This is a genomic window from Methylobacterium sp. 1030 (genome assembly GCF_040544715.1).
Classification (GTDB): Bacteria; Pseudomonadota; Alphaproteobacteria; order Rhizobiales; family Beijerinckiaceae; genus Methylobacterium.
This window is the reverse complement of the sequence record NZ_JBEPKM010000005.1, coordinates 1-16,639: the sequence shown is the minus strand read 5'-3', so window position 1 is coordinate 16,639 and position 16,639 is coordinate 1. Positions and strand designations below refer to the sequence as shown.

Annotated in this window: 11 protein-coding genes and 1 rRNA gene; 5 read left to right on the top strand and 7 right to left on the bottom strand. The window is 71.8% G+C overall.

What is annotated here, in order from left to right:
* Positions 1-6: 6 nt before the first annotated feature.
* From phaC to ABIC30_RS08085, 4 genes are all read right to left on the bottom strand, one after another.
* A complete protein-coding gene (gene phaC, locus ABIC30_RS08100; RefSeq protein ID WP_020095070.1) occupies positions 7-1,137 on the bottom strand; it encodes a class III poly(R)-hydroxyalkanoic acid synthase subunit PhaC in 1,131 nt (376 codons plus the stop codon).
* Positions 1,130-1,960, bottom strand: a complete 831-nt coding sequence (locus ABIC30_RS08095; protein ID WP_020095071.1) for a poly(R)-hydroxyalkanoic acid synthase subunit PhaE — start codon at positions 1,958-1,960, stop codon at positions 1,130-1,132. Before ABIC30_RS08095 ends, phaC begins: the two co-directional genes overlap by 8 nt.
* Positions 1,961-2,147: 187 nt before the next feature.
* On the bottom strand, positions 2,148-3,323 hold the full coding sequence (locus ABIC30_RS08090) for an iron-containing alcohol dehydrogenase (RefSeq protein WP_020095073.1): 1,176 nt from the start codon (positions 3,321-3,323) through the stop codon (positions 2,148-2,150).
* 43 nt (positions 3,324-3,366) lie between these two features.
* Complete coding sequence (locus ABIC30_RS08085; protein ID WP_020095074.1) at positions 3,367-5,019, bottom strand: acetolactate synthase large subunit; 1,653 nt, start codon at positions 5,017-5,019, stop codon at positions 3,367-3,369.
* 264 nt (positions 5,020-5,283) lie between these two features.
* Between ABIC30_RS08085 and ABIC30_RS08080 the strand changes: the two genes are divergently transcribed.
* Complete coding sequence (locus tag ABIC30_RS08080; RefSeq protein WP_234082762.1) at positions 5,284-6,771, top strand: DUF2252 domain-containing protein; 1,488 nt, start codon at positions 5,284-5,286, stop codon at positions 6,769-6,771.
* Between the two features lie 174 nt (positions 6,772-6,945).
* On the opposite strand, the gene ABIC30_RS08075 is transcribed toward ABIC30_RS08080, so the two are convergent.
* Both ABIC30_RS08075 and ABIC30_RS08070 read right to left on the bottom strand, forming a co-directional pair.
* Positions 6,946-7,884, bottom strand: a complete 939-nt coding sequence (locus ABIC30_RS08075) for a LysR family transcriptional regulator (RefSeq protein ID WP_020095076.1) — start codon at positions 7,882-7,884, stop codon at positions 6,946-6,948.
* Between the two features lie 937 nt (positions 7,885-8,821).
* Positions 8,822-10,465 (bottom strand): GMC oxidoreductase, encoded by a 1,644-nt coding sequence (locus ABIC30_RS08070; protein WP_020095077.1) that lies wholly within the window; start codon positions 10,463-10,465, stop codon positions 8,822-8,824.
* A gap of 210 nt (positions 10,466-10,675) precedes the next feature.
* On the opposite strand from ABIC30_RS08070, the gene ABIC30_RS08065 reads away from it, so the two are divergent.
* From ABIC30_RS08065 to gluQRS, 3 genes are read left to right on the top strand one after another with little or no spacing between them, the layout of a single operon-like run.
* Entirely contained in the window at positions 10,676-12,706 is a 2,031-nt protein-coding gene (locus ABIC30_RS08065; protein WP_331327343.1) for an ATP-binding protein, read from the top strand.
* A gap of 46 nt (positions 12,707-12,752) precedes the next feature.
* Positions 12,753-13,034 carry a hypothetical protein gene (locus tag ABIC30_RS08060; protein ID WP_234082766.1) on the top strand — a complete coding sequence of 94 codons (282 nt, stop codon included), beginning with the start codon at positions 12,753-12,755 and terminating at the stop codon, positions 13,032-13,034.
* A 16-nt stretch (positions 13,035-13,050) separates the two neighbouring features.
* The gene (gluQRS, locus tag ABIC30_RS08055) at positions 13,051-13,914 is read left to right on the top strand and encodes a tRNA glutamyl-Q(34) synthetase GluQRS (protein WP_354454644.1); all 864 of its coding nucleotides are present in this window, start codon (positions 13,051-13,053) and stop codon (positions 13,912-13,914) included.
* Between the two features lie 16 nt (positions 13,915-13,930).
* On the opposite strand, the gene ABIC30_RS08050 is transcribed toward gluQRS, so the two are convergent.
* On the bottom strand, positions 13,931-15,955 hold the full coding sequence (locus ABIC30_RS08050; RefSeq protein WP_091927400.1) for a M23 family metallopeptidase: 2,025 nt from the start codon (positions 15,953-15,955) through the stop codon (positions 13,931-13,933).
* Between the two features lie 602 nt (positions 15,956-16,557).
* Here ABIC30_RS08050 and ABIC30_RS08045 point away from each other — a divergent pair.
* A 16S ribosomal RNA gene (locus ABIC30_RS08045) occupies positions 16,558-16,639 on the top strand; the annotation flags it as partial.

Genomic DNA, 16,639 nt, shown 5'->3' with positions numbered 1-16,639 from the left:
TGCACGTTATCCCCGCTTGCCGAGCCAGTCGGCGATGCCGGAGCCCAGCAGCTTCTGTGCCTTGCCGCCGACGAAGACGCCGACATGGCCGCCGGGCAGACCCATCTCGGTGTAGTCGGTGGTGCCGATCTTATCCTTCAGCGCCTGCGAGGTGGCCGGCGGGATGATGTGGTCGTCCTGGGCGAAGACGTTCAGCACCGGGCAGGTGATGGCCTTCAGGTCCACCCGCCGGCCGCCGAGCTCGAAGGCGCTCTCGACCAGCTTGTTGTCCTGGTAGAGGTCCTTCAGCCACTGCTTGGCGGCCTCGCCGGGATGGTCCGGACGGTCGGCGATCCACTTCTCCATCCGGAGGAAGTTCAGGAACTTTTTCTTGTCGTCGAGGGCGTCGAGCAGGTCGAGGTTGTACTTCGTCATGGTGCGCATCGGCGTCATCATCGAGAACACCGAGCCCATGAAGGCGCCGGGCAGCGACCCCTGCGCCTCGATCAGCCGGTCGACATCCTCGGGCGTGAGCGAGCGGGTCCAGACGTTGATGAAGCCGTGGCCGGCCCGGTTCTCCCGCGTGTCGGCGTGGAAGTCGATCGGCGTGATCGTCAGCACCATCGCGTTGACGGTCTCGGGGTAGAGCGCCGCGTAGCAGGTGGTGAAGACGCCGCCCTCGCAGATGCCGAGCAGGCTCACTCGCTCGCGCCCGGCCGCCTCCTGGATGAAGGCGACGCACTCGGCGAGGTAGCCGTCCACGTAATCGTCGATGGTGACGTAGCGGTCGGCCCGGCCCGGATTGCCCCAGTCGACCACGTAGAGGTCGAGGCCGAGATTCAGGAGATTGCGGACGAGCGAGCGGTCCTCCTGCAGGTCGGCCATCGTGTAGCGGCCGATCAGGCCGTAGACGATGAGCACCGGCGGCAGGCCCGCGCTCTCGGCGAGCGGCCGGTAGCGGTAGAGGCTGACCTTGTCCTGGCTCCAGACCAGGTCCTTCGGCGTGGTGGCGATCTCGACATCGGCGTCGCTGACATCGGCGAACAGCCTGGCGCCCTCGCTGATGCGGCGGCCGAGGGTGCCGACCTCGGCCAGCAACGCGGCCGGGGTGAGATTCAGCGGGGCGGCGGGCCCCTTCGGCTTCTCCTGATCAGCCATGGGCGTCCTCCCCGACCCGTGAACCGCCGGCTCTCGCGGTCTTGCCGGCCTGCCGACGCTCGCGGCGGAGCGCCCGGACTTCCCGGCGCAGCTCGGTCAGGCTCTTGTGGACGTCGTCGAGCTCGGCCCGGGTCGGCTGGCCGTAGAACTCGGACAGGAAGGCCGCGACGTCCTGCTGGGCGAGCCGGAGGTCCGTGGAGGCCCGCAGGACCGCCCGCTGCGAGGCCAGGAACGCGTCGGAGCGCTGGACCTCCAGGAGGACCGCGTTGGCGGTCTCGATCCACCGGCTCATCATCTCGCGGGCGGAGGCGAAGCTCTCGCCGTTTTCGGCGCGGGCATTGGCCTCCTTCGCGAAGGTCCCGGCCGCCCGCGTCCAGGCCTGCAGCATCACGGCCTGATGCTCGCTCTGCGCCCGCCGCAGGCTCGCCCAGGCGGTGAACAGCGCCGCGTAGCGCCGCTCGGTCTGCCACAGGTCGGCGAGCTGCGGGCCCTCGGCCATGCGGGTCAGGGCGGCGTCGAACTCGGCCGAGCCGCCGAGCCAGGCCTGCGGATCGAAGATCCGGGCGAGCACCGCTCCGGCCGTCGGGTCCGGTGCGCCGGGGCCGCCCTGGAGCGAGCGCGTCAGCGTCTGCGAGAGGGCGCTGGCGGCGGTCCAGGCCTCGGTCAGCTTGGCCTGCGCCGCGGCGAGATCCGCGAGGTCGCCGCCCGGGAAGGCCGGCCAGCCGAACCCGGTCGCGGACTGCCCGGCGCCCGGGGTGAAGAAGCCCGCGCCGGCCCGCGTCCAGAACTCGCTCATCGCCCGGAACGCGTCGAACTGGTCCATGCTGGCGTCTCTCCTCACAGCCCCGAGGCTGAAACCGTCGCCCCCGTCCCCGCGAGCGGAGCGAAGCAATCCAGCAGCGCCATGCTCAACGACGGCGCGCCACCCTGGGTCGCTTCGCTGCGCTCGCGATGACGGTGTGGGCTGGACTGATCGGGCGACAGCCCCGGCATCACCGCCGTCGTCATGCTCACGCCGCCGGGCGCGCCTCTCCCAGCGCCTCGGCGTAGATCGCGAAGGCGTCGTCGTAGGTGACCTCGCGCGGGTTGTTCACGAGGAGCCGCGTCTGCTTCATCGCGTCGGTGGCCATGCGCTCTAGGTCCTGCCGGGCGACGCCGACCTCGGCGAGCGAGGCCGGAACCTTGCAGTCGCGGCAGATCGCGTCGAGACTCTCCACGAAGCGCTTGGCGGCCTCGGGCCGCGGCAGGTCCGCGGCCGCGGGGTCGAGGATCGGCGCGAGCTCAGCGTAGAGTCCTTCAGCGTGCGAGAGGTTGAAGCGCATCACCCCCATCAGCACCAGGGCGTTCGAGAGCCCGTGCGGCACGTGGAAGATCGCGCCGACCGGGTAGGCGAGGGCGTGCACCGCCGCCACCGGCGCGTTGGCGAAGGCCATGCCGGCCAGCATCGAGCCGAGCAGCATGCCGGAGCGCGCCTCGAGGTTCTTCCCGTCCGTGCAGGCAGTCCGGATGTTGGCCGAGAGCAGCGCCAGGGCCTGCTTGGCGAGCTGGTCGGAGATCGGGTTCTTCTTGTTCTTGCTGGTGAAGGCCTCGATGGCGTGGACCATGGCGTCGATGCCGGTCGCCGCGGTGACGTGCGACGGCAGGCCGAGCGTCAGCTCCGGGTCGAGCACCGCCCAGTCGGGCAGGAGCTTCGGCGCGACGACGCCCTTCTTCTCGGTGGTCGGCGTCGTGACGATCGAGATCGGCGTCACCTCCGAGCCGGTGCCGGCCGTGGTCGGCACCAGGATCAGCGGCAGGCGGTCGCCCTTGGCGAGGCCGACGCCGTAGATCGCGTCGAGCGGCTCGTCGGACTTGGCGAGGTAGGCCACGAGCTTGGCGGTATCGAGCGCCGAGCCGCCACCGATCGACAGGACGAGGTCGGTCCCGAGCTCGCGGGCGCGCTTGGCCGCCGCCTCGATCACCGTCGAGGGCGGGTCGGCGACCACGTCCTCGTAGACGTCGAGGGTGACGCCCGCGGCGGCCAGGGCCGCCTCGGCGGCCTGGGTGAGGCCGGCGCCGCGCACGCCCTTGTCGGTGACGAGGAGGACGCGCTTGGCCCCGAAGCTGCCGACGATCTCCGGCAGCTTCTTCGCGGCGCCGGCCTCGAACAGCACGTTCGGCGTGGTCTGGAAGGTGAACGGGTTCATCGCGCTGCCCTGTCTTGCGTGCCGACCATCTGCGAAACCGGCCTCACTCGGCCGGCTCGAAATCCTTCACCTTGGCGCGCAGCTCGTCGACCAGCACGCGGGTGTTCTCCGAGTAGTCGATCGGCACCGCCACGAGGTGCACCCCGCCCGCCGCGAAGGCCCGGTCCAGCGTCGGCACGAGGTCGTTGACCGACTCGACCCGGTGGCCGGTCGCCCCGTACGACTTGGCGTAGAGGACGAAGTCCGGGTTGCTGAAGGTCATGCCGTAATCGGCGAACTTGTCGACCGCCTGCTTCCAGCGGATCATCCCGTAGGCCGAGTCGTCGAGCACCAGCACCACGAGGTTGAGCTTCAGCCGGACGGCGGTCTCCATCTCCTGGCTGTTCATCATGAACCCGCCGTCGCCGCAGACGGCCATCACGCGCCGCTTCGGGTAGAGCATCGCCGCCATCATGGCCGAGGGCAGGCCCGCGCCCATCGTGGCCAGCGCGTTGTCGAGGAGCAGCGTGTTGGCGACGTAGGTTCGGTAGTTCCGGGCGAACCAGATCTTGTACATGCCGTTGTCGAGGCACACGATCCCGTCCTCCGGGATCACCCGGCGCACGTCACGCACGAGGCGCTGCGGCGTCACCGGGAAGCGGTCCTCGCCGGCCCGGTCGGCGATGTGGCCGAGGATGTGCTCGCGCAGGTGCAGCAGCGCGCCCGCGTTCGGGAGCTTGCCGTCGAGCTTGTCGGCCAGGAGCTTCAGCGTCGGGCCAAGGTCGCCCACCACCTCGGCATCCGGATAGTACACCTGCTCGACGTTGGCCGGCATGTAGCCGATGTGGACGACCTTCTGGTCGGCCTGGCCCATGAAGAACGGCGGCTTCTCGATCGTATCGTGGCCGATGGCGATGATCAGGTCGGCCTTGTCGATCGCCTCGTGGACGTAGTCGCGCTCGGAGAGGGCCGCGGTGCCCATGTAGAGGTCGGTCCCGCCCGCGACGGTGCCCTTGCCCATCTGGGTGGTGAAGAACGGGATGCCGGTGCGCTGCACGAAGCCGCCGAGCTCGCCGGTGGCGCGGGGGCGGCTCGCGGCGGCGCCCAGCATGATCAGCGGGCGCTTGGCCTTCAGGATCATGTCCGCGGCGCGCGCGATCGCGGTCGGGTGGGCGACCGGGATGTCGATCGGGTGCGAGGGGACGAGGTCCGCCTCGGCCTCCTCGGAGGCGATGTCCTCGGGCAGCTCCAGCAGCACCGGGCCGGGCCGCTCCTCGGTGGCGACCCGGAAGGCGTCGCGCACGATGGTGGGGATCGAGGAGGCCGAGACGATCTGCCGGGCCATCTTGGTGATCGGCTTCATCGACGAGATCACGTCGACGATCTGGAACTTGGCCTGGCGCGAGGACAGGATGCCCTTCTGGCCGGTGATGATGATCATCGGCATGGCGCCGAGATGGGCGTAGGCCGCGCCGGTGGAGAAGTTCAGGGCGCCCGGGCCGAGCGTCGAGAGGCAGACGCCGGGGCGGCCGGTGAGCCGGCCGTGGGTGGCGGCCATGAAGCTCGCCGCCTGCTCGTGGCGGGTCAGGACCAGCTCGATCTTGGAGTTGCGCAGAGATTCGACGACGTCGAGGTTCTCCTCCCCGGGAATCCCGAAGATGCGGTCGACGCCCTCGTTCTCGAGGGCCGCGACGAGGAGATCTGAACCTTTGGGCATGCGACGTCTCGCTGATGTAACGGTGTTCCCCGGCCGTCCGGGCCGATTCCGGCACTGTGATCGCGAGGCCGTGAACGACACGAGACGGAGGAACACCCCCCGAATACTCGGTTCGTTAGAGGGCCCCCCTGTAGGGTGGTCAAGGGCCGTCCGGGCCCGTGACGTCACAGAGCCGGCCGGATGCTAACGTGCGGTCCGCCGCCCCGGCTTCGGGCCGGTCGAGCGCACCGGCGGGGCCGACCCGGCTGCCGCGATGGGACAGCGATGGATCGCATCGAGAGCGACAAGACCGTGCCGCCGGAGGACCGGGAGGCGGATGCCCCGGCCGTGGACTCGGTGCTGGCACCGGTCGCCGATTTCCCGCGGATCGACCTCCGCGCGGGCGTCGAGGCCTGGGACAAGCGGCGCAAGGCCGGCAAGCGGCTGCGCGCCGAGGTGCCCCACGCGGGCCAGGCCGCCCTGGCTTCCGATCCCGACCGGCCCGACCCGGTCGCCCTGATCGAGGCCGCCCACGCGGGCCGCCAGCCGCACCTGATCCCGCTACGGGTCGCCCGGATGGCGAGCTCGCCCTTCGCGTTCCTGCGCGGGGCCGCGCACGTCATGGCCTGGGACCTGTCGCGCGGGCCGCGCAGCGGCATCGACGTCGTGATGAACGGCGACGCGCACACCGACAATTTCGGCCTGTTCGGCACGCCGCAGCGCGACATCGTCCTCGACCTCAACGATTTCGACGAGGTCACGATCGGCCCGTGGGAGTGGGACCTCAAGCGCCTCGCGGCCGGGCTGGCGGTCGCCACCGACGACGCGGGCCTGCCGGCGGGCGAGCGGCGGGCGGCCGTCATGGAGGCGGTCTCCGGCTACCAGCACACGATGCGGCGCCTCGCGCCGCAGGGCTCCCTCGACGTCTGGTACCAGACGACCCGCGCCGACGGTCCGCACATCGCCGGGCTCCAAATGAACGCGGAGGCCCGGGCGGTGGTCCGCCGGGCGGTCGACAAGGCGCGGCGTCGCAACAACCGCAGCCTGCTCGCCCAGGTGGCCGAGCGGCGCACCGACGGCACCTGGCAATTGCAGACCGACGCGCCGATCCTGACACCCGTGGACGCGGCGACCCGCGAGGGCGTCGTCACCGGACTGGAGCGCTACGCCGAGACCCTGCCGCGGGAGCGGCGCTTCATGCTCGACCGCTACCACGTGGTCGACGTCGCCCACCGCGTCGTCGGCGTCGGCAGCGTCGGGACCCGGGCCTACCTCGCCCTGCTGTTCGGCAATTCCGACGCCGACGCGCTCTTCCTGCAGGTCAAGGAGGCGGTCCGACCGGCGCACGCGCCGTACCTGCCGGGCGTGCCGGCGCCGTTCTCCGGGCACGAGGGCGAGCGGGTGATCTACGGCCAGCGCCTGCTCCAGGCGGTGGGCGACCCGCTGCTCGGCTGGACCAGCATCGCGGGCCGCCCGTTCTACGTGCGCCAGATGAAGAACCTGAAGGGCGCGATCCCGCTGGCGCGGATGTCCGGCGCGCCGCTCCTGACCTTCTCGTACGCCTACGGGACGCTGCTGGCGCGCGCCCACGCGCGGACCGGGGACGCGGCGGCGATCGCCGGCTATTGCGGCAGCGGCAAGCACCACGACCTGAGCGGGGCGATCGCCGACTGGGCCGCGGCCTACGCGGAGCGCAATGCGGCCGACTTCGCCCTGTTCCGCGCGGCGATCGCGAGCGGCCGCCTGGAGGCCGCAGCGGATCCGTGCCTGTGACGGTGCGGTCTGCTCGCGGCCGGTCGATGCCGTCCGCACGTCCGTCCTCGCGAGCGGAGCGAAGCGATCCAGATCGCGCGACGCCGGCCAGCCTCGCGCTGTCCTGGGTCACTTCGCTCCGCTCGTGAAGACGGCACGGAATGCGTCGACCGTCGCGTTCAAGCGGAAAGCGTATCAGATGATGCCCGGCGCCGGCGGCTCGTGGGCCAGCCGGACCAGGAGGTCCCGCAGCCAGCGGTGGGCCGGGTCGTGGTCGTAGGAGGCGTGCCACAGCATCGACACGGGCACGTCGTCGAGGGGCACCGGCACGGGGCTGACGCTCAGCGCCAGGGCGCTGGCGAAGGAGGTCGCGAGCCGGGCGTGCATCGTGGCGATCACCGGCGCCGCGCGGACCATGAACGGGACCACGAGGAAGCGCGGGGTCGTCACCGCCAGGGTGCGCGAGCGCCCGATCAGCGCGAGGGCGTCGTCGACGACCCCGTGGGCGGTCTCGCGCAGGGACGTCAGCACGTGGGGGAAGCGCAGGTAATCGTCGAGCCCGATCGGCGGCTCCAGGCCGATCAGGGCGGCGTTGAACAGCACCACGTAGCTGTCCCGGTAGAGAAGGCGCTGCTTGTGGTGGAGCTGCCCCTCCGAGAACAGGCCGATGGCGAGGTCGACCCGGTCGGCGTCGAGCTCGTCGAGGATCCGGGTCCGGTCGACCGAGCGCAGCAGCAGCCGGATGCCGGGCGCCTCCCGCCGGAGCTGCGCGATCAGCCGCGGCCCGAGCAGCGCCTCGACGCTGTCCGGCAGGCTCACCGTGAAGACGCGTTCGACGGTGGCCGGGTCGAACCGCTCCTCCCGGTGCACCAGCGCCTGCACCTGCCGGAGGGTGGCGCGCAGCGGCTCGGCGATCTTCAGGGCGCGGGGCGTCGGTCGCATCCCGTCCGGCGCCCGGGTCAGGAGCTCGTCGTCGAACAGGCGGCGCAGGCGGGCGAGGCTCGAGCTCATCGCCGACTGGCCGATCCCGACCCGCGCGGCGGCCCGCGTGACGCTGCGCTCGTCGAGCAGCGCGTCGAGGGCGACCAGCAGGTTCAGGTCGATCCGGCTGAGATCGATATGGTCGATGGCCACGGGCGTCGCGTTCGGTGGAGGGTCGGAGTGCCGACATAGCAGATGCGACGGCTTGCCCGTCATCCCGAAGTCGCGCCGCGGCGTCCCGGAGTGACGGCAGGGCTCGGCCCATGTGACGGTGCCCGCGGCCGATGGTTTCTCGGCACCGACGTCCTTGCGAGCGGAGCGAAGCGAGCCAGCAGCGCGACGCCTGCCGATGTTGCGCCGCCCTGGCTCGCTTCGCTGCGCTCGCGATGACGGAGAAGCGTCGTCGAGAGCGGCGCGCAGCTCAGTTTGCCTTGACAATGTTCCTATTTTGTGCTTCCTGACCGCACCTGTCCGCGGCGGCCCGGGAGCGATCCCGGGCCGTCCTTCGGGGGCCCGCCCGGTGGCTGACCGTGCGGGTCCGGGGACGGGGCGGCGCCCGCGTCGGTGGCTCTCAGCCGCCATCGCCCCGGGCGACGGACCGGTGCGGGGCGTGCCTCGGACGCGGGCGTGAGACCGGGCGGCACTGTGCCCGGCGGGGTGAGGAAATGCCCCCGCGCCGACCCGCCTCTGGGCCGACCCTGAGCGACCTGCGGACCCGCCCACTACGAGGCGGGGGACGGCTGGAAGGCCACGGCGCCGATGCGGGTTCCGGGGGTTGCGGGCACGGCGTGCGCGCACCTCGCCCGAGACCGCTAACGGGGAGTCGCAGGACCGCGACGTCGGAGACGTCGCGACGAGACAGACGGCACCGGCCGGGGACCATGCCTGGTCGATGCCGCGGGGCGCCGCGGGGATCGGATCCCGCGCGTATTTGGCCGACACCTGGGTTCCCGCGGCGTCCCGCGTCCCTCGTGCTCGCCTCCCGGGCCATGCCCCCGGCGCCAGTCGGCGCGCGGGGACGATCACGCGCGTCCGGTGCCGGCACCTCGGGACGAGCAGGGGAGAGCGATGGTTCGCGCCCCGCCGGTCCTCAGGCCGGCAGCGGCTCGCGCGGCTCGGTGTGGTCGAAGAGCCGGGGCGGCGCGATCGCGTCCCGGGCGCCCATCCGGGCGACGAGATGGTCGGCGACCCGCAGGGCGTTGGCGATGATGGTCAACGTCGGGTTCACGGCGCCGATCGACGGGAAGAAGCTGGCGTCGGTCACGTAGAGGTTGTCCAGCTCGTGCGCCTTGCAGTTCGGGTCGAGCACCGACGTCCTCGGATCCGCGCCGAACCGCAGGGTCCCCGCCTGGTGGGCCGTCCCGCCGATCGGGACGTTCTTGCCCAGGTAGAGCGAGCGGTCGAACAGGTGCGGGTGGATGTCGGTGAAGCTGCAGATCTCGCGCAGCTTCTGCCGGAGCCGCTTGTGCGCCTCGACGTTCGTCTCGGTGAGGTCGAGATGGACCTTGCCGCCCTTGTAGAAGATCCGGTTCTGCGGCAGCGGCACGTCCTCGGAGGTCAGCCAGAAGTCGACGGAGTGCTTGGCGATCCAGTCGAACGGCTTGTCGGGGAACCATTGCAGGAAGCCCGGCAGGCCCTCGCCGTGGATCTGGGCGCCGTCCGACTTGCCGACCATCTGGATGTGGCCGAGGGGGAAGTCCCAGCCGTCCTTCGGGTCCGGATCGCCGAAGTAGAAGTCGTTGAGGCCGAGCGTCTTCTGGAACCGGGTCGGGTTCGGGACCTTCGAGATCGCCAGCACCGTCGAGTTGTTGTGGCGCATGTAGTTGCGCCCGACCTGATCCGACCCGTTGGCGAGGCCGTTCGGGTGGCGGTCGCTGGCCGAGCGCAGCAGCAGCAGCGCCGACGAGAGGGCGCCGCAGGCCACCACCACGAGGTCGGCCGAGGCCTCGAACGGCGCGCCGTCCCGGTTCCCGACGACGCCCGTGACGGTGCGGCCGGAGGCGTCGGTGACGAGGCGCTCGATGTAGGTGCGGGTGAGCAGCGTCAGGTTCGGGCAGTCGCGCAGGGCGGGGTCGACCACCATGGTCTGCGCGTCCGACTTGCCGTTGGTGGGGCAGGGGAAGCCGTCGAACGACTCGCACTTGATGCAGGGCGAGGTCGGCACCGCGCGGCCGTCCTTCTCCACCAGCCGCACGCCCACCGGCAGGTGGAACGGGTGGTGGCCGGCCCGCTTCAGGTTGTCGAACAGCTCCTGGATCCGCGGCTCGTGCGCCACCGGCGGATGGGCGTAGGGCTTGGTCGACCAGGGCTCGGTCGGGTCCTCGCCGCGCAGGCCGTGGACGTGGAACAGCTCCTCGGCCGCCTGGTAGTACGGCTCGAAGACGTCGTACCCGACCGGCCAGGCCGGCGCGACGCCGTCCTGGTGGCGGATCTCGGCGAAGTCCTTCTCGCGGAGGCGGAAGAGGATCGAGCCGTAGAATTTCGAGTTCCCGCCGACGTAGTAGTGCAGGCCGGGGTGGAAGCTCTTGCCGTCGGACGAGTACCACGTCTCCTTGGCCTGGTAGTAGCCGTCGACGATCACCGCCTGACTGTCCCAGTTCCGCGGCTCGCGCAGCAGGTAGTCGCCGCGCTCGATCAGCAGGATGCGCTTGCCGGTCTGGGCGAGGCGCCACGCCATCGTGCCGCCGCCGGGACCGGACCCGACAATGATGACGTCGTAGTGCTCACCGGGCATGTACCGTCTCCGTCCGGACCTGCGTCCTGGCAGGCAACTCGCGAGCCGCTTTTCCGATCATCTCACGGTTCCGTTAAGCCCGTGCCGCGTCGCGGACTCCGCCGCGGACTCCGCGGAGTCCGCAACCGGCGGTTAAGGGCCTTTCCCAACGCCGCCTTCAGGTTCGGCTGCGATCCTGCGGCGAACCGGCCCGACGCCGGGGAGGCCGGAATGATCGACACGATGGCGCCTGTCCTGGCGCTCCTGACCGCGGCCGCACTGGCCTTCGGCCTCTGGCGCCTGCTCGGAACGCGGCGCGCCGAGCGCGAGGCCGAGCGGCTGCAGGACCGCATCTGGCGGATCAGCGAGAGCGAGGACCGCTACCGCGCCCTGGTGGCCGCCACGACCGAGATCATCGTCCAGCGGGATGCCCGCGGGCGCATCACCTACGCCAACGAGGATTTCGCCCGCCTGCTCGGCCGCGAGCCGATCGCGCTGATCGGCTCCCAGGACGATCTCGAGATCCTCGACCGGAACGCCGTGGAGATCGGGCCGGACGGGGTCCGCCGCCTGGAGGCGCAGGTCCGGACGGCGGACGGGCGAGCGCGCTGGTTCGCCTTCGTGGAGATGCCGGTGGCGCACGGCGACGCGACCCACTGGCTGCGCGCGGGCCGGGACGTGACCGCGCGGGTCGAGGCGATCCGCAGCCGCGACGCGGCCCTGGAGCGCGCGGAGGCGGCGAGCGTCGCCAAATCCCGCTTCCTGGCGACGGTGAGCCACGAGATGCGGACGCCGCTCAACGGCATCCTGGGCATGGCCGACCTCGTGCTCGGGACCGAGCTGAACCCCGAGCAGCGCACCTACGTGGAGGCGGTGCGCACCAGCGGCCAGGCGCTGCTCGGCCTGATCGACGGGGTCCTCGACTTCTCGCGGATCGAGGCGGGGCGCCTCGACCTCGCGGACGAGCCCTTCGACCTGCCGGCGCTCTCCGAGGGGGTGGTCGAGCTGCTGGCGCCCCGCGCTCAGGACAAGGGCATCGAGATCGCCCTCGACGTCGCCGAGGACTTCCCGGCCGCGATCCTGGGCGACGCCGACCGGGTGCGGCAGATCCTGATCAACCTCGCCGGCAACGCCATCAAGTTCACCGAGCGCGGCGGCGTCGGCGTCAGCCTGAGCTTCGCGCGGGCCGGGGCCGGCGGCGAGGTCGTGCTCGCCGTGGCGGATACCGGCCCGGGCATCCCGGAGGAGCGGCTGCCGATCCTGTTCGAGGAGTTCGAGCAGGGCGACGGCAGCGCGAGCCGCAGCCACGAGGGCACCGGCCTCGGGCTCGCCATCACGCGGCGGCTCGTGACCCGCATGGGCGGGCGGATCGAGGCGGACTCGCGCCTCGGCCGGGGCTCGACCTTCCGGGTCCTGCTGCCGCTCGCCGAGGTCGCGGACGCCGGGGGCGGCGGGCGCGCGCCGCTGCCGACGCTCTCCCCGCGGCGCTGCCTGATCGTCGCCGACTCGCCGTTCCAGGCCCCCTACCTCGCCCGCAGCCTGTCGCGGGCCGGGGCCGCCACCGTGATCGTCGACAGCCTGGAGTCGGGCCTCGACGCCCTGTCGGGGGCTGCGTTCGACGCCGTGCTGGCCGACCGGGCGCTGGGCGACGCGGCGGTGCGGCAGATCGCCGACGCGGCGCGCGCCTGCGGGGTCCGCACGAGCCTCGTGCTCCTCTCGCCGTTCGACCGGCGCGGCTTCGGCGCCCCCGGCGCGGCGGGCTTCGACGGCTACCTGATCAAGCCGGTCCGCCCGCGCTCCCTGTTCGATCGCCTGCTCGCCTCGACGGGCCCAGTCGAGGTCACGTCGGCCCCGCCGGCGGCGCCGACGCGCGTCGGCAGCAGCCTTCGGATCCTGCTCGCCGAGGACAACCCGATCAACGCCCTGCTGGCGACCCGGGCCCTGGAGCGGCTCGGCGCCACGGTGGTCCACGCCGTCGACGGCCTCGAGGCCCTCACGCGGCTGGAGACGGACGGCCCCTTCGACCTCGCGCTGATCGACGTGCGGATGCCCCGCCTCGACGGGCACGAGACCGCCCGGCGGATCCGCGCCGCCGAGTCGGGCGGCGCGCACCGGCTCCACCTCGTCGCGCTGACCGCGAATGCCGGCCGGGAGGACGAGGCCGCCGCCCGGGCGGCCGGCTTCGACGGGTTCCTGGCGAAACCGCTCAATCTGAAGCTGCTGCCGCCGCTGCTGGAGCGCCAGTCCGCGCGGGCCGCCTGAGGGTGCGCGTTGACAGGCGGGCGGGTCCCACGCCAACAGGAGGCCCATGTCGACAGCCAGCCCTCCGTCGCCCGCACCGCGCTCGTCGAGCGGCGCGCTTGCCGCCTGGGGCGCCGCCTTCCTCGTGATCGCCACCGTGCTCATCGGCGCCCTAGCGCCCGCGCGGCACGGGGCACCGGTCATCTCTGCGGCCGACGACCCGGCCTGCGTCGAGTGGACCGACGGCTGCAAGGTCTGCCAGCGCTTGGCCGAGGGGCCGGCCTGCTCGCTGCCCGGCATCGCCTGCCAGCCCGGCGCGCTGCAGTGCCTGCACCGCCGCGAGGGGTGATCCGGCGGTCCGGCCCGTGACTGCCGCGGCGCCGGTGCTGCGCTTCGCGCCGAGCCCGAACGGGCGGCTGCACCTCGGCCATGCCTTCTCGGCGCTGCTCAACGCGGACCTCGCCGCCCGGATGGGGGGCGTCTGCCGCCTGCGGATCGAGGACATCGATCCCGCGCGCTCGAAGCCGGACTTCGTCGACGGGATCGTCACCGACCTCGCCTGGCTCGGGCTGACCTATCCCGAACCGGTGCGGCACCAGTCCCGGCACATGGCGGCCTACCGCGTCGCCCTCGACGGGCTGATCGCGTGCGGGCTCGCTTATCCGTGCTTCTGCTCACGCGGCCAGATCCGGGCGCGCGTCGCCTCCGGCGGCGACGGCCCCCGCGATCCGGACGGCGTGCCGCTCTATCCCGGCACCTGCCGCCAGCTGGACCCGGCGGCGGCCGCGGACCGGATCGCCCGCGGCGACCCGCATACCTGGCGGCTCGACATGGCGGCCGCCCTGCGCCGCGCCGGCCCGACCCACGGCTACGTCGCCTTCGACGCGGCCGGCGCGCACCGGGTCGCGGCGGATCCGGCACGCTGGGGGGACGCGGTGATCGCCCGGCGCGACGTGCCGACGAGCTACCACCTCGCCGTGGTCCACGACGACGCGGTGGAGGGTGTCACCCACGTGGTGCGCGGCCGCGACCTGGAGGCGGCCACCGACCTGCACGTGCTCCTGCAGACCCTGCTCGGCCTTCCGGTCCCGCGCTACCGCCACCACCCGCTGCTGCTCGATGACGGGGGCGAGAAGCTGTCCAAGTCGCGCGACGCGCAATCCCTCGCCGACCTCCGGCAGGCCGGCCAGACGCCCGAGGCTGTCCGCGCCCGGCTCGGCTTCGCCTGAGCGGCAGCGCGCTCCCTCAGCGAACCGCCGCGTCGCGCTGGGCGAGGGCGGTGGCGCTCTTCGACTTCTGCATGGTGGCGTCGATCTGCTCGCGCTGGCGCTTGAAATCGGCGAGCAGGCGCCCGTCGAGCTCCCGGCCGCGGGGGACGCGGATCTTCATCGGGTCGACGAAGTGGCCGTTGATGATCACCTCGTAGTGGAGGTGCGCGCCGGTCGACAGGCCGGTCGAGCCGACGTAGCCGACGATCTGGCCCTGCCGGACCTTGACGCCCTCGCGGATGCCGCGGCCGAACCGCGACATGTGGTTGTAGGTCGTCACGTAGCCGTTGACGTGCTGCAGCTCGACCCGGTTGCCGTAGCCCGAGGTCATCTCCGCGCGGATCACCACGCCGTTGCCGGCCGCCATGATCGGGGTGCCGATCGGGTTCGACCAGTCGACGCCCGTGTGCAGCTTGGCGTAGCCCAGCACCGGGTGGCGGCGGTAACCGAAGCCGGAGCGCATGATCCCGTCGGCGATGGGCTTGCGCAGCAGGAACTTCTTCAGCGACCGGCCCTGCTCGTCGAGGTAGTCGATCGTGCCGTCGTCCGGCGACTGGAAGCGGTAGACCTTGCGGGTCTCTCCGCCGAGCGTCAGCGCCGCGTAGAGCAGGTCCGGACGATCGGCGCTGGCCTCGTCGTCGGTGCTGTAGAAGACGTCGAGCCCGTCACCGCTGCCGATGCGGCGCTGGAAGTCGAGGTCGTAGCTGAAGACGCGGACGATGTCCTCGACCGTGGCCCGCGGCAGGTCGTGGCGCGCGGCCGTCTCGTAGAGGCTCTGGTACAGGCGCGGCCCGGAGCCGGAATCCTCGTCCTCGTCCTCGCCGGCCTCCGCCTGAGGCTGTCCCTTGGGGGAGGGGGCCTCCTCGGCGGGGGGCGCCACCGACACGAAGGCGCCGCGGTCGTTCAGGGCCGCGATGCCCTCGATGCCGTTCTCGCCGTACAGCACCACGCGCGTCACCTGGCGGGGATCGCCGGGACGGGGCCCGGGGGCGACCTGGACGCGCATCGGCTGCCCCTCGTTGAGGGCAGCGGTGCGGGTCTTGCCCCCGAGCGCGGCGACGATGCCGCGAACGGCATCGTCGCTCGCGAGGCCGGTGGCCTTGAGCGTGGTCTCCAGTGTCTCGCCGCGCTTCAGCGCGAGATCGCGCTCCTCCACGAGCGGCGCCTCGTTGGCCTTCAGCTCGACCTTGGCGACCTTCGTGACGTTCTCCGGGACGACCAGCACCTCGATGGACTTGAACGGGTTCGCGTCCTTCGGCACCGCACCGTCGCCGTCGCCGGCCGCGCCCTGCTGGAGCGTCCGCGACAGCATGATCTGCGGGGCGATCGGGATGGCGGCGCGGCGCCCTGCCTCGGCGGCGATACGGCGCTCCTCCTCGACCTGCGCGGTGACGTCGTCGTCGCTGAGGGCGGGTGCGTTGGCGTCGACGGCAGCGTCGGCGAGTTCGCGCTTGACCACGGTGACCTCGGCGCTGGGGGCGTCGGCGGACGCATCGGGCGCGCGCTCCAGCGGCTCGTCGGAGACGAACTTCATGGGGTCGAAGCGGGGCGGCTCGGCGGCGTAGACGCCCGTCGTCATCGACAGGGGCGTCGTCAGCCGCACGAAGGCCTTGGCCTTGATGATCTCGCGGTCGCCGAGGCGGACCGTGACCGGCGCCTTGAAGCTCTGCTTGGCCGAGGCGATCATGAGGTTGCGCACCAGCCGGTCGCCCTTGCGGGCGATGTTGGCGCCGCTCTCGCTCGGCTGGGGGCGGGGCATGATCGCCGCCTTCTCGGGAATGGCCGCGAAGGAGACGTCGCCCTGGAGGGACACGTGGAGCGCCGCAGCGATCAGACCGGCGCCGGTCAGGCCGGTTAGACTGCTGGCGCAGAGCCAGCGGAGGTTGACGGCGCGTCGGTCGATCTGCGTCGCGGTCGCGCCGAGATGGTCGAGAGGCTCGTGCACCCCGCGTGCCGGGGGGAGGGCGGCCACGTCGCCGATCTTGAGTCGCTCGCGCTTCACTCGAAGGCCCTGAGAAGACGATGGCGAACGGGCGTTCCCGCGGGATCCGCGGCGCTGAGGCCGGGCTCGACCATACCGGAGGCGACATCCGCGCCCGGCAATCTCATCTCACGACCCAGCGTGTCGAGATTGAGGCGTGCTGCTCCCGAGCGCCAGCCCCGGCGCGGGAAAGACCGCGATCATCCACCGCCAGGCTTCCGGGTGGTTCGCCGCGCCGGCCGGCAAAAAGGGTGTTGACGGCCCGGATCGGCGGCTCTATACCCCGGCTCATCGGCGCCGGCCGCGGAAGTGGACCGGGCGCTGAGCCATCTTCTGACAAGCGGGCGGGCTGGCCGGCGGGATTGCCGGGCGGTCTTCTGTTTGCCTCTGATGAGCCTCGGGCGACCGAGGCGCTCTTTGACAAGTTGGATTGAGGAAGGGAGACGCGGGCGGCGTTTGTCCTTGCGGCTAGGTCGAGAGATCTAGCGTGAGTAGACTTGTGCCGATCTGTTGTTCTTCTTTCTGAGCTCACCGACGGGTGTTCTGGCGCTGTGAAGCGTCTGGCACTTGGTCGATGTGAGGCTCCGTCTGAGAATATACGTGATCGGCCAGATCAATCTCTTCAACGTGAGAGTTTGATCCTGGCTCAGAGCGAACGCTGGCGGCAGGCTTAACACATGCAAGTCGAGCGGGCCCTTCGGGGTC

Coding starts and splice junctions, on each gene's coding strand:
- phaC (WP_020095070.1), bottom strand. CDS start 1,137: ATGGCTGATCAGGAGAAGCCGAAGGGGCCCGCCGCCCCGCTGAATCTC.
- ABIC30_RS08095 (WP_020095071.1), bottom strand. CDS start 1,960: ATGGACCAGTTCGACGCGTTCCGGGCGATGAGCGAGTTCTGGACGCGG.
- ABIC30_RS08090 (WP_020095073.1), bottom strand. CDS start 3,323: ATGAACCCGTTCACCTTCCAGACCACGCCGAACGTGCTGTTCGAGGCC.
- ABIC30_RS08085 (WP_020095074.1), bottom strand. CDS start 5,019: ATGCCCAAAGGTTCAGATCTCCTCGTCGCGGCCCTCGAGAACGAGGGC.
- ABIC30_RS08080 (WP_234082762.1), top strand. CDS start 5,284: ATGGATCGCATCGAGAGCGACAAGACCGTGCCGCCGGAGGACCGGGAG.
- ABIC30_RS08070 (WP_020095077.1), bottom strand. CDS start 10,465: ATGCCCGGTGAGCACTACGACGTCATCATTGTCGGGTCCGGTCCCGGC.
- ABIC30_RS08065 (WP_331327343.1), top strand. CDS start 10,676: ATGATCGACACGATGGCGCCTGTCCTGGCGCTCCTGACCGCGGCCGCA.
- ABIC30_RS08060 (WP_234082766.1), top strand. CDS start 12,753: ATGTCGACAGCCAGCCCTCCGTCGCCCGCACCGCGCTCGTCGAGCGGC.